Raw genomic sequence first — 12,476 nt, 5'->3', positions numbered from 1 at the left:
GTTTTAACAACGCTGGACTATAACTTAAAAAAATCGGAACTAAAGTCTAAAAATATGGGTTGGAGCACAGATTGCTCCATTGACCAGTATCCAAGAGGAAATAGCTATGGCACGGAAAACGCCGAAAAAAGCTGCTGCTGGTTTTGACGGGGTTGATATCAGTTTTCTGGGGAGTCGAGACGAACCCGCTGATCAGCGCACAGTAGAGTCCCGGAAAAAACTCAGAGAGAGTCTCAACGCTCAGGTAGAGGCCTTTCTTGAATCCGGTGGTGAGATAGAAGAAGTCCCATCAAACGTTACCGCTGATCCGCCCAAAAAGCCTTCGAGCGAATACGGTAACCGTACAATCTAACCCAATTTTAAAGCCCGACACTTCCGTCGGGCTTTTTTTGGGCCGCTTAAATCTGAATCCTCACCAAAGGGCCTTGTGCATACTTTTCCAGCTCACCAATAGGCTCTAGTGAAAGGCCATACTGGCGGGTAAGGGTCAGAAACGCTTTTTCACTCTCTCTATCAACAGCTACCAGTAAGCCACCACTGGTCTGTGGGTCGCACAGGAGCTGTTTTTGCTCTTTTGTGACCGCCCCGGCCTTATGTCCATAACTGTCAAAATTGCGTAAAGTGCCCCCCGGAATGCAGTCTTGAAGTTGGTATTCACTGACGTGTGGGAGCAGTGGCAGACTGTTCATTTTGATAGTGGCCGCTACTTTGCTGCCTTCACAGACTTCAATCAGGTGACCCAGCAGGCCAAATCCTGTGACATCAGTTATGGCACTGATACCCGGTAATTGCGCCAGTTCTGCGCCAATCTTGTTAAGAGTACACATGGCGTCACGAGCCAGGTGGCGGTGTTCATCCTTGAGCAGCTTTTTCTTCTGAGCTGTAGTCAGAATGCCCACACCAAGAGGTTTGGTGAGGTAAAGCCTGCTCCCTGCCCGGGCCTGGTCATTGCGCTTGAGCTGCTCCAGCGGTACCTTGCCGGTGACCGCCAGTCCGAAAATGGGTTCGGGAGCATCAATGCTGTGTCCACCTGCCAGAGGAATGCGGGCATCTGCGCAGGCTTGGCGACCCCCATCTACAACTTTTGCGGCAATTTCAGGGTGCAGAATTTTCACTGGCCAGCCCAGTATGGCAATAGCCATCATCGGCGTACCTCCCATGGCATAGATATCACTGATCGCATTGGTGGCAGCAATTCGGCCAAAATCGAAGGGATCATCAACAATAGGCATGAAAAAGTCGGTGGTGCTGATCACTCCTTCACCATTTCCCATATCAAAAACAGCAGCATCATCCTTACTGGAATTGCCGACAATCAGCCCCGGGAAGTCAGGCAACTGAAGGTTAGTTTTCAGAATGCCGTCAAGAATCTGAGGCGATATCTTGCAGCCGCAACCTGCGCCACTGCTGTATTCAGTCAGCTTGATGTTGTTGATGTCTATAGAACTCATCGGGGTGCTCAAGAAAGATAAGCGAAAAAAATGCGCACTTTAGCACTAACAGAAGTAGAAGTAATTAGGGAATAATGGGGGTTCGGGGAGTTTAATGTCAGGCAACGGGTCACCAGGTTTATGTTGCTGCCATTGTTGACATTTTTAAATGCCCTGGGTTGTCTCTGCGGTGCAGAAAGTTTTTTAGGAAAGTGATGTCTCAACCATCGTTTTGACTAATAAGGGTATGATCTTATATTCGATTATATTGACATTGCTAATTTCTTTTTGGGGGAGGGAGGTCAAAGTCCCTTTTAGTTAATGCAGTAGATTTTATATGTTTTTGTTAATGGGTGGTTGGAATTACCGGCAGGATTTTGTTAATTCCATCGGGTTCAATATATCGAATGGATGAGTCTTGCTTAATAAGGGTTTCAGGATCCAACAGTGCATCGGACAGAAAAATAATTCCGCAGGAACCGAAGGGGCGCAACAGTGACAGCGTTGTCTCTGAAGAGAGGCCATTCAACTTTTCAATAAGACGTTGTGCATCGCAGCTGTTAACAAGGCCAGTGTCAAATACAGCAACCCAGCGATGAGTAAATTGACCGAATTCTGCGTATGAGAAGAACGACAGTGAAGCAGTGAAGAAAAACAGGAGTAGACGATGCATATTGTTCCTTCAAAAGTGTTAGATGGCAGGAAAAACTAAAGTACTAACCCCGCGTTTTCCAGACTAAGAAAGCCCTGTCTGTTTCTATTAAGTACTAGCAAATATTGTATACATAGCCGGAAATAAAAAGAAAGGAGCCTTTGGTTACGAATAACTCAAATCAGGCTCCGGTTCTCATTAGTAATACTGCATGTGTCACGTTAATGAAACAATCCTTCAGTCGTCAAGCTCAGAGGAAATCAGTTGTTTATAGGCAAAGACAATTTTGATGGAAGGTCTTTTCAGAATCTTTTGAATCCAGAAGCTGAACCACTGTTGTGCGTTCATACCCTCTTCATCACAGTCGAACACCATCGGCAGGTATTCAATCGGGTGGGCTCTATTTTCGTCATCAATGACTGAGAAAAGCAAACCAGGTGGGTTGGCTATACCGTCATTGCTTAACCAGGGCTGGCAGAAAAAGCTCATTTCAAGGTCTATCGACCAGAGCTTAAAGCTCTTACTGACGATCAGTTTGAAACGAGCCTTGTTTTTGGCTTTACCCTGGCTGGGTATATATTCAAGAGGCTCTGCACGAGCCGGCATTTTACGAACATTCAGGCCCTCTATGGGTTGAGTGCCGGACTCATACCAGCACCTGATATCAGTTGCCTTTTGATTCAGGAAGTCACTGGCGTTAACAGGGGATGCTGAGACGGTCATAAAATACGTTCCTTTATTATTGTGCGCGCACTAGTAGCACTCATCGCCTGGAAATGCTGTCAGGCTACACAGAAATGACGTTATCTTGCAATATTTTATGTAAGGAAAGTGATGCTTTTATGTAAGTGTATTTTATACTGGGCTCCTTTCGGAGCTGTTTTTGTCGAAGAAATCCAGTGGCGGTGATTTTTCTGCCTCAGCAATGAGCGATCATTCGGTAGTCTGTCGTTCATATTTTTCTAGCCAGATATCAGAAAATGTCAGAATAATATTAATAACTAGTGTTGCGAATATTGAAAGAATAGCCACTGCCTGCCATGTTGGCAGATGGGAGGTAACATAGGTGAACTGTAACAACAGGAAGTAATGTACTGCGGTCAAAATAATAACAAACAAGTTACCAGTCAGTCTGTTTTTACCAAGCCAATTGAGACTATGACGAATGGTCAACCCTAGCATTAGCCAGATACAAGCCAGCCATGAAGGAAGAATTCGACTCTCACCGGAAAACTGAAGAACACTTATATTGCTCATCACACTATCCAGGGCGCTACCCAGAATCAGGGTGATAACCAGAATCTCCCGCTCTTTTTTCCAGTAACCGGAGGTGGAGAAATGGATCATTAGAATGACTACCGTCGCGGCGACAGCCCAGCTTGACTGGGTCGTCATGCAGATCAGCCAGCCTGCTAAAGCCAGGACACCGTTAAACCAGGAAGTGTTCAATTGTTTCATCTAAAAAACCATTCAATAGGCTATTTAAAAGACAATGGGTCTTAAAACAGGGTTGGGTTCAGAGGCCAGCATTGCGCTGATAGTTTCCAGACCTCTTCTGAGTTGATCTCTTGATGATGGACTGCTGATGCAGATTCTGACGGCCTGAGGTGCAGCCGAGCTGCCAACCGCAAACACTTCAGAGTGCAGCACTTTAACATTTTTACTTTCCAGCTGTTGGACAAATGTTTCTGCCCGCCAGGGTTCCGGCAGCTTGAGCCAGGCATAAAAACTGTAAGGCTGTGACTGGATATCCAGATGCCCGATAGTTTCTTCCAAAATGTGCTGCCGGTACAGAATTTCTTCCCGCTGCCAGACTGTCAGTTGCCGGGCTTCTCCGGAGTCAATCCATTCTGTTACTACTTCTGACATCAGCGGGGGAGTGCTCCAGCAGTTGTTTTGCATGGCGATCCTGATTTTCTGGTTAAGGTCTTCCGGGCTGCAAATAAAACCGACTCTCAGCCCTCCTGCCAGAGATTTGGAAAAGCTCGTAGTATAAACCACCCGTTCCGGGGCAAGACTGTAGAGAGATGGTAACCGCTCTTCAGGCGGAATAAACTGCACATCGTCTTCCAGAATCACAAGATTATGCACAGCAGCAACGTCCAGAATTTCCTGACGTCTGGCCAGTGGCATCAAAGTGGCCGTTGGGTTCTGAAGGTTTGGCATCAGATAAAGAAGGCGCGGTTTGAATTGATGGCAACATTGGTCCAGCGACTGAGGCGTCAGACCATGCTGGTCCATGGCCAACCCGATATGGCGAAGCTGCCACTGTCTGGCAGCATTAATAAATCCGCGGTAGGTCAAATGTTCTGATGCGATAACATCTCCGGGCCTCAGCAGTCCCTGGAGAGTGAGCATATTGGCGTTCTGTCCACCGGATGTTATCAGAATGTTGTCTGATTCCGCTTCCATACCGTGATAGCGCATCCAGCGCACCATGGTTTCACGATGCCGGGAGATGCCCGTTTCCGGGTGGTAGTCCAGTAAAGATGAAAGTTGTTGCCATTTTTCGGCCACTGAACTCAGGCTATTGGCCAGAATCTGCTCTCGGCTGGCCGGGACAGGCAAACTGAGGCTGAGGTCGATCAGGTCGGATGGCCGGGGCTGCGGAATTGAGAAGTCTCTTTTATTCCAGACCTTACCAAGAACAAAAGTACCGCTTCCCACTCTTGCGGTAACAAGCCGTCGTCGTTCAGCTTCAGCGTAGCCACGTGTAATTGTCCCGACGGTGACGCCCAGTTGGTCAGACAGAGAGCGATGTGTGGGCAGTCGATCGCCACTATTCAGCTCTCCCCCTGTTATGGCCTCTTCTATGGCGTCAGCCAAAGCTTTGTATTTGGGTCCGGAAAATCGATCCAGATTTGGTTGCCAGTCGATCATAGATTTAGTTTTTTTGCATGATTGTCATGGTGACAATAAAAGAGTTGATCGATTCTAAGCACCCTCTACACTGCAATCAAATGGAAAAGTAAAATAAAAATAAAATTGTATGGTGACAATTTATGCGTGAATCATTGGAACTTTCAGCTATGCAGAAGCAAGCATACGACAATAATCGTTTAAAAAGGGTTGGTCAGGGCCGCCAACGTTGAAAGCAAAGGCAAGCAAAACAAGAGAGTGTAAATCGCTTTTCACCAGGCAACATAAGAAAGGAATGAACAATGAAAGTGCTTCCCATCTATCAGGTCGATGCTTTTACCAGTGAACTGTTCCGAGGTAATCCAGCTGCTATCTGCCCGGTCGAAGAGATGCTGTCTGATGAACTGATGCAAAGCATAGCTCTGGAAAATAACCTTTCAGAAACAGCCTTTATTGCTGGCGCGGATGGACGTTATTACATTCGCTGGTTCACACCGGGTGCAGAGGTCAGTCTGTGTGGGCATGCGACACTGGCAGCCAGTTATGTGATCCGACATGAGCTGGGAGATCAATCAGAAGAGTTATCTTTTGATAGTTTATCCGGCCTTTTAAACGTCAGATTCAAAGAAGACCTGATTGAACTGGATTTTCCGGCGGCTTCCTTTGCTCATGAGCCCATTCCAGAAGAAGTTGCAAAACAGCTTCCCTTTGAAGCGTTGGATTCCGGATTCAATAAAGATGATCTGTTAATTGTTGCTCCCAATGAAGAAACAGTAGCCAGTCTGAACCTGGACTTCACCGGCCTGAAGAACAGCAGGGTGCGCGGTGTGGTTATTTCTGCTCGTTCGGAAAGAGTGGGTGTGGATTTCGTCTCCCGCTGGTTTGGCGGACCTGAGGTCGCCATAAAAGAAGATCCGGTCACTGGATCAGCTCATACTATGCTAACTCCTTACTGGTCTGAACTATTGGGCAAAAGAACACTCAAAGCTGAACAAATTTCCCCGAGAACAGGGCAACTGGAGTGTGAATGGTGTGAGGACAGGGTTTTGCTGCGTGGTCGCGCTGTACTCTACCTGAAAGGCCTGATAAACGTTACAGGAGGCTTATGATGAGTGGTGAGTTAAGTGTTGTTTTGTGGCCCCTGCTGGCTTTTGCTTTTTCCAGTACGATTACCCCGGGACCCAATAATGTCATGATCATGACCTCAGGTATGAATTATGGTACCCGGCAGAGCATCCCTCACTTTTTAGGCATCTGTCTGGGCTTTCCTTTGATGGTGCTGTTTGTGGGGTTGGGGCTGGGGGCGGTGTTTGATCTTTTTCCGGTTCTGCACGATATCATCAAGGTTCTGGGTGTCGCTTATCTTCTGTACCTTGCCTGGCTCATTGCAAAGTCTTCACCTGTCGATCTCAATGGCGGCAGATCCAGACCACTGACTTTTATACAGTCAGCCCTGTTTCAATGGGTAAACCCGAAAGCATGGATTATGGCGACAGGTGCCGTGGCTGCTTACACAACGGTGTCCGGAGATGTGTTTCTGCAAGTGCTTGTCATTGCGCTGGCCTTTCTGGTCGCTGCGGTTCCCTGTGTAGGTGTATGGTTATTCTTCGGTGTTCGTCTGAATAAGATGTTGCAACAGTCGTCTTATCAAAGGGCGTTTAACATCGCTATGGCGCTTTTACTGGTGCTGTCTATTATTCCGGTTATTGGTGAGATGATCTTATGAGGGGTTGACAATGCATGCCTTCAAGACCGTTATGGTTGCCATCACCGGAAGCCATACCAGCGAACTCGAGTTAAGACAGGCCTTCAGGCTGGTAGCTGACAATAACGCCAGACTGATCATGGCCTTTTTTGATCAAAGCCTGGAAGTCATGCGCAAGCTTCAGTTTATCCCTCTGGAAGGCAAGCTTGAGGCCGTTATGAAAAAACAGCTGGAGCTGGATGCCGAAAAGCTCAGGCAGCTGGCATGGGAAGAAGGCATTGATGCTGAAGTTCATATTGTCGCTGGCAAGCCCAGACAGCTCATCGCGGGTTTGATTGAAGAGTTCGGTGTGGATTTGGTCATCAAACTCGCGGATCCTAGCGGGGCACTGGTTCGTAATCAGTTAACGGGTAATGATCTCGCATTGCTGAGAAAATGTCCGGTTCCCGTATTGATGATGGCCTGCAGGGATCAGTTACCTGATTTCACTGGTAGAATTCTGGTAGCGGTCGATGTTGGTGATCCGGACAGTGATGCATTGGCCCTCAATAGAAGTCTGCTCCTCCATGGCCATTACCTCAGCAGTCAGGAAGATGCGGAGCTGCATATAGTGTCGGTCTGGAATCTACCATTGAACCAACCTGCATTAAGGATGTTGGGTGACGAAGAGGTCTATGATCTTCAGGAGAGTACCCATCAGCGCTACCAGCAGAGACTGGATAAAACACTGCTGGACGCGGGCATTGATCCTGACTCTGACAAGGTAAAAGTACATCTCTTGAAAGGCAGCGCTGCCAGAGAAATACAGAATTTAGCCAATGAAATTAATGTGGATCTGATCGTAATGGGAACTCTGAGCCGTCATGCCCGGGGAATGCTGATGGGGAATACGGCTGAGAATATTCTGAACAATATCTACTGTTCAATTCTGGCAGTGAAGCCGGAGGGTTTCGTCAGTCCACTGGCCTGAAGGCCTGTGGACTGAAAGCCTGTCAGGGCTTGAGGCCACTCATATATTCGATAGCGTGGCTGATCTCTTCGTCGGAGCAATCCATGCAGGTTCCCTTTGGAGGCATGCTGCCGACACCCTTGATGGCGCTAGCCAGTAGTTTATTGAAATCACCCGCTGCAGACAGTTTGGTTTCCCAGGTAGCCTTGTCACCTTTTTTCGGAGCGCCAAGCAGACCGGAAGTATGACAGGCTGTACAGAACTGATTGAAGATCTGCTCACCGGAACGAGGACCACTGCTGGTGCTGGCAGAAGCGCCCACATTGGCAGCGCACTCTTCACCTTGTTGACACACTGAGCCAACAGGTGCAATTCGCTCGGCTACTTCTTTACGGGAAATTTCATCCAGTTCAGCAGGCTTGGCGAACGCCAGAATAGAAAACAGGCCACCGACCAAGGCCATTAACGTACGTACTTGAGTTACCCGAGACACTCACTTATCCCCTATATCGACAAAGGTCTGCGGCACCATGTAATTAGCCAGCGGCTACGGCAGACATCTCAACGCTTATGCTGTTTATGGTTACATCTTGTGGACCTGAATAAACCATTGCGATGATTTTATTGATTGTGTGCTCAGGGCACCGCCAGTAACCGAATTCTTTTTAAGCAACGCGGATTATAGAACAAAACGTTTGTTATATCAGCTAATTGTTTAACTAATTGATTTTATTGTATATTTTATATAAATATAAACATTGGTACTTAGAGTCGTTCGATACAGCTGGGTAAACGAACACCTCTTTGAGTCTCTGGAAGAGGTTCGGGAGTATGCAACCGAATGGCCCCTGGTTTTACAACAGAATAAAACGTTCAAATGCTGGTTGACTTTGAGCAGCATGAAACGACGGAGTCGGCCATTATAAAGTTAAAGATAAGTTACTATTGCTATAACACTTACAGAACATGCACTCAATAAAACCAGCTGTCATTGCGTCTCTGTCTCTGGCTCGTTTAGAAAATTCACGAGCTCTTCAAGACCTTTTTCATATTTCGATTTATCGGCTTCGCTTAACTCTGATAAACGCTGAAAAAACAAAGTAGATAATGTTTCGTATAATTCTCTGCCAGTATCGTCTCTTGCTGGGAAATCTTTTTGTGATTCTACGAATGGAGCAGCATAAACCAGTAATTTTGGACTTGCCGGCCCTTTTTGTAGTACAGCAATCATTGATGCCTGAGACTCTGGTCTGGTAAGTGCCTGTGACATAGGTTCTTGCTCAAAACAAATTCTATGATCTGCTGAACTTGCACCACGATGTACTCGGGATCGTTGCCTACAAACCGGGCATAATAGATCATGATGATGTGATCGTAATGTCTCTATGCAATCCTCATGAAAATCATGTCCGCAGCAAAGGCTGGTACTTTGCTGACCACTGTCAATTTCATGTAGACAAATTGGACACACGTCCGCGTAGCCTATGCTGATTGTTAAACTTAAGTTGAAAACTAAAGAAAGAAACAAGCGCATAAACGGCTACACCATTTTAATTTTAATCAAGAGAACAAGCATTACAAAAAACTCCAAAGGAATGCATCAACTTCGGAGTCCCTGACTTTGTTATTAAATGATGCTTTCAGATTTACGCATTATGTATAGAGGCCAGTGTCATGTTTGTCCAGATCAGATTTCATATTATCCTCAATTCGCGTAAGACACCCTCTTCAGGTGGGGAAAGATGTCAATTGGCTATATGGAAGCGCCACGCTTTCTTTGCAAACTCTTGCCACGGGAAAGGTTATTTGTTGACGAATCTGCCAAAAGCTGTTCAGCTTTAGATACCAGTGACTAAAACCCTGTTTGCGGCAAAAAGCCATAGACAGACAGGAAGCTGATCAGTAATATTGGCCTCCGCTGAAAGCACTGTAGTAAAGTGGTTTCAAGCAGCCGCAGCTCAGCTGGATAAGAACTCTAACCGCATTCAGCCCTGTCGAAGCTGCGTTAGTTAATGCTCTCGTGGTGTAACGGATAACACGCGGCCCTCCGGAGGCTGAGATTGGGGTTCGATTCCCTACGAGAGCGCCATTTCATTGATTGGCCATGGTTACACCGAATAGCGATCCTTTCAGGGCTCAGTCAACTCCGCCACTTCACATATCAAAGACTACAGACAAGATTATCCGGCTGACCTTGTAGTGCCTGCTGCTCCGTGGTTATGACAGAGAGAAATATTCATTTTTTTCTAACAAAAAACTGAGGAACTTTTTTATTGTACTTAAGTCCAATTAAATAATCACGAAACAAAATATTAAAGGAGGTAGGTTATGCAGGCAGCAGGAAGTGCAACCGTAGTAGAATGCATTTGCCCAGACCCAACGTCGCAAAGTGCCAGAAAACACGCGATTTGTGGTGGAGTTTTTACAGGCTTAGGAGCTGCGCTTGGTGGATTTTCAGGGAATTTGATTGCTCTCGCAACAACTAATACTTACACAGGATTGATTGCCGGTTTTCCTACTGGTTCTTGTGTTGGTTGCCTGGCTTACACCGCTTACAATGCATATCAGAACGATGGCTGCAGTATCCGTTGCCGTCGTATAACTGAGGCAAGTGTTGCCTTTCAGAGGCATTTGCCAGTTACGAACCAGCCCGTAAGTGCCCCCGTGCTTGAGGATTTACCAGGGGCTGATGAAAATTCCGGTAGCTGTAATTATTCGCCCATTATTTCAATGCAACCGCCACCCTATCGAGAAATAGACACGCTAACTGCACCTGCAGACCCTCCACCGCCTTATCGAAGGAATAATCCAGAGTCGGATGGGCAAGAGGAAACTTTTGTATGAAATTTAGTCTGAAAAAGCATCTAAAGCATTAACCCTGATTCACATGCTTTGGGTGTTCCCTGACCCTTTTAAGCCAATCCACATAAATCACTTCAGCCGGCATATCGCGTTCAGCAAAAAAGGCAAGCCAGCGCTTCTGGTTTTCCTGAAGCCGGTCGCCAGGGCCTTTTACTTCCACCCATCGGTATTCCTGAGATTCTGGCTTGAACAGAATCAGGTCAGGGAAGCCAGTACGATTATGGGCAAAGTCGAAAACCAGCTTTGCCAGCATCGCTTTCAGGTGAGTCCAGGGAATCAGGTCGCAGGCGAGAGTGATTAACTTTTCTGACAGTCGAGGCCAATAGACTAACCGGTTGGCGATGCCCTGCTTTTGTTCGTAAATTGTCAGAGCCTCCCGGGTCACATTGGACGCTTCCAGTTGTCTGAATCTGTTTTCAAACAAGGCTTGTCGTTTACGATAAAAGTCGGGGGTCGATAAGTCAGCAGGCGCACTTTGGAAAGGGTGGAAAAAGGCGTCTGGAATATCGGCAAACAGAATGTCCCAGAACAGCAGACCCGCTAATCCACAGATCAGTGTGTTTTCTACATAGAACGTTTCCCAGCCTTTATTCTGGAAGTGTTTTTGAACCTGAAGTTCAACCCTTTCACTGTTGTCCGAAAGGGAAAGGTGTTTTTCAGAAAACCGGGGTTGTTTTCGTGAGGCTCTGTCGCCCTTTAATTTTCTGATAAATCGTTTGGCAAACTCCAGCTCCATATCGCTGGCAGGGTTGTTCACAATAGTTGTGCAAATAGCTTTGCTGGCTTCTATCTCTCCAAGTTTGTGGCGGATGCGAGCCATTCTTTCGGTGGCTGGAGGCAGGTTTGATTGTGCAAACAGCCTCAGAGCTTCATCAAACTGCTCTGTTCGCTCCAAGGCTCTGGCGATTCGGTTGACCAGGCGACTGAACCGTCTTTTTAGAATGGGGCTGGCAGGTTGATCGGGTAGTTCATGTTGTAAATAGCAGAGGGCTTTAGAGTCTTTTTCAAACTCTGCCTCGTAAGCGAGAATGCCTAATTGTGATAGTTTTAAAGCGTCGTTCAATTCTGATCGGGTTTTGAAAAGTCGACTGTTTTTTTCCAAAGAATAATTTTCAAACTTATTGAGCCCCAGGTCCTGCAGCACAAATTCAGTCAAATCCTGATGGAGATTGCCAAAAAAAAGGAACTGTAGATTCTTAACTTGTTCTGCGAAAAGAGGCTCATAGATATCAAAAGGCAGAGTGGGTGACTGAGAGACTTCGGTCACAATCCGTTCAACGAGATCAGGTCTTTTCAGCTTTGAGGAAATGTCACTGACTGAGCTGAACCACTTTAAAAGCTCCGCTTTGGTGCCAAGCTTCACCATTTCTGAGACGTCAGTATCAGTATTGATGGCCATTAACCCCAGTTTCTCAAGTTCACGGGCCGCCGGGGTTATGTCCAATATCTCCGGATATTTCAATGTGTCTGAACGAAACAAAGGTCCCTTTCTGCAAATCAGACGGACGTAGAGACGCCGGGCAGGTTCAGAGGCATTACGGAAGTGGTTGATAAAAGTGCTCTCATCATCCACCAAAAGGTCTTCATATTGATAAGTAACGAAATCCAGCAGCGACTGAAAGTTGATCAAATAATAGTCTTCCCGTATCTCAATCACTTCAGTCATCGCCAAGCTGCCAATCAATGGGTTAAAACGCTAAGATTAACTAATTTGTTCGTTTGGAAAACCGTTATGAGTGATGATGATCTGGTCACCGAGGCCCATTTGCTGGAAATCGTTGAAAATCAGGTGACTGAGAATAACCCCACAAGAGTCAAGGAGACGCTACTCAGGCTGACTATGACGGGTATGGAGAGACAGGAAGCCATGGACTACATCGCCTGCGCGCTCTCTGTTGAAATTATCGATGTCATTCAAAATAATGCATCGTTTAATCTGAGGAGATATGAGCAGAATCTCGACAAACTGCCTGAGACTCCCTGGATGACAGCTTAAGCCGCTGCGCATCTATGAAGGGG

The 12,476-nt window shown here is 46.6% G+C and carries 14 protein-coding genes, 1 tRNA gene and 1 pseudogene; 7 read left to right on the top strand and 9 right to left on the bottom strand.

Going from position 1 to position 12,476, the window contains the following annotated elements; translation table 11 throughout:
* Positions 1–106: 106 nt before the first annotated feature.
* Positions 107–352: a hypothetical protein gene (locus KBW69_RS11290; protein WP_257276385.1), complete on the top strand. Its 246-nt coding sequence runs from the start codon at positions 107–109 to the stop codon at positions 350–352.
* A 46-nt stretch (positions 353–398) separates the two neighbouring features.
* Here KBW69_RS11290 and selD read toward each other — a convergent pair whose 3' ends face one another.
* The 5 genes from selD to KBW69_RS11265 all read right to left on the bottom strand — a co-directional run bounded on the left by selD (position 399) and on the right by KBW69_RS11265 (position 4,962).
* Positions 399–1,451: a selenide, water dikinase SelD gene (gene selD / locus KBW69_RS11285; RefSeq protein WP_257280913.1), complete on the bottom strand. Its 1,053-nt coding sequence runs from the start codon at positions 1,449–1,451 to the stop codon at positions 399–401.
* A 325-nt stretch (positions 1,452–1,776) separates the two neighbouring features.
* A complete protein-coding gene (locus KBW69_RS11280; protein WP_257280912.1) occupies positions 1,777–2,103 on the bottom strand; it encodes a hypothetical protein in 327 nt (108 codons plus the stop codon).
* Positions 2,104–2,319: 216 nt separating this feature from the next.
* Positions 2,320–2,805, bottom strand: a complete 486-nt coding sequence (locus KBW69_RS11275; RefSeq protein ID WP_257280911.1) for a hypothetical protein — start codon at positions 2,803–2,805, stop codon at positions 2,320–2,322.
* Between the two features lie 210 nt (positions 2,806–3,015).
* A complete protein-coding gene (locus KBW69_RS11270; protein ID WP_257276389.1) occupies positions 3,016–3,540 on the bottom strand; it encodes a DUF2878 domain-containing protein in 525 nt (174 codons plus the stop codon).
* A gap of 24 nt (positions 3,541–3,564) precedes the next feature.
* Positions 3,565–4,962 (bottom strand): PLP-dependent aminotransferase family protein, encoded by a 1,398-nt coding sequence (locus KBW69_RS11265; RefSeq protein ID WP_257276390.1) that lies wholly within the window; start codon positions 4,960–4,962, stop codon positions 3,565–3,567.
* 281 nt (positions 4,963–5,243) lie between these two features.
* Between KBW69_RS11265 and KBW69_RS11260 the strand changes: the two genes are divergently transcribed.
* The 3 genes from KBW69_RS11260 to KBW69_RS11250 are packed head-to-tail and all read left to right on the top strand — an operon-like array spanning position 5,244 to position 7,616.
* Positions 5,244–6,050: a PhzF family phenazine biosynthesis protein gene (locus tag KBW69_RS11260; RefSeq protein WP_257276391.1), complete on the top strand. Its 807-nt coding sequence runs from the start codon at positions 5,244–5,246 to the stop codon at positions 6,048–6,050.
* Positions 6,050–6,667: a LysE family translocator gene (locus tag KBW69_RS11255; protein ID WP_257276392.1), complete on the top strand. Its 618-nt coding sequence runs from the start codon at positions 6,050–6,052 to the stop codon at positions 6,665–6,667. The genes KBW69_RS11260 and KBW69_RS11255 overlap by 1 nt, the downstream gene beginning before the upstream one ends.
* 10 nt (positions 6,668–6,677) lie before the next feature.
* Positions 6,678–7,616, top strand: coding sequence for a universal stress protein (locus tag KBW69_RS11250; protein ID WP_257276393.1), 939 nt, complete (start codon positions 6,678–6,680; stop codon positions 7,614–7,616).
* A 22-nt stretch (positions 7,617–7,638) separates the two neighbouring features.
* Here the strand turns inward: KBW69_RS11250 and KBW69_RS11245 are convergent, their stop codons facing one another.
* The 3 genes and pseudogenes from KBW69_RS11245 to KBW69_RS23780 all read right to left on the bottom strand — a co-directional run.
* Entirely contained in the window at positions 7,639–8,088 is a 450-nt protein-coding gene (locus tag KBW69_RS11245; RefSeq protein WP_257280910.1) for a c-type cytochrome, read from the bottom strand.
* A gap of 495 nt (positions 8,089–8,583) precedes the next feature.
* On the bottom strand, positions 8,584–8,826 hold the full coding sequence (locus KBW69_RS11240; RefSeq protein ID WP_257280909.1) for a hypothetical protein: 243 nt from the start codon (positions 8,824–8,826) through the stop codon (positions 8,584–8,586).
* 117 nt (positions 8,827–8,943) lie between these two features.
* Positions 8,944–9,129: pseudogene (locus KBW69_RS23780) on the bottom strand (RING finger domain-containing protein); the annotation flags it as partial.
* Between the two features lie 480 nt (positions 9,130–9,609).
* Here KBW69_RS23780 and KBW69_RS11235 point away from each other — a divergent pair.
* Positions 9,610–9,684: transfer RNA gene (locus KBW69_RS11235), tRNA-Arg, on the top strand.
* A 239-nt stretch (positions 9,685–9,923) separates the two neighbouring features.
* Positions 9,924–10,439 carry a hypothetical protein gene (locus tag KBW69_RS11230; protein WP_257280908.1) on the top strand — a complete coding sequence of 172 codons (516 nt, stop codon included), beginning with the start codon at positions 9,924–9,926 and terminating at the stop codon, positions 10,437–10,439.
* A 28-nt stretch (positions 10,440–10,467) separates the two neighbouring features.
* Here the strand turns inward: KBW69_RS11230 and KBW69_RS11225 are convergent, their stop codons facing one another.
* Complete coding sequence (locus KBW69_RS11225) at positions 10,468–12,123, bottom strand: VRR-NUC domain-containing protein (protein WP_257280907.1); 1,656 nt, start codon at positions 12,121–12,123, stop codon at positions 10,468–10,470.
* Between the two features lie 66 nt (positions 12,124–12,189).
* Here KBW69_RS11225 and KBW69_RS11220 point away from each other — a divergent pair, with 66 nt between their 5' ends.
* Positions 12,190–12,453, top strand: a complete 264-nt coding sequence (locus tag KBW69_RS11220; protein WP_257280906.1) for a hypothetical protein — start codon at positions 12,190–12,192, stop codon at positions 12,451–12,453.
* Positions 12,454–12,476: the final 23 nt, after the last annotated feature.

It is taken from the genome of Endozoicomonas sp. ISHI1, assembly GCF_024606225.1.
GTDB lineage: Bacteria > Pseudomonadota > Gammaproteobacteria > Pseudomonadales > Endozoicomonadaceae > Endozoicomonas_A.
Note: the sequence above shows the minus strand (reverse complement) of the source record. Positions and strands in the feature narration are given on the sequence as shown.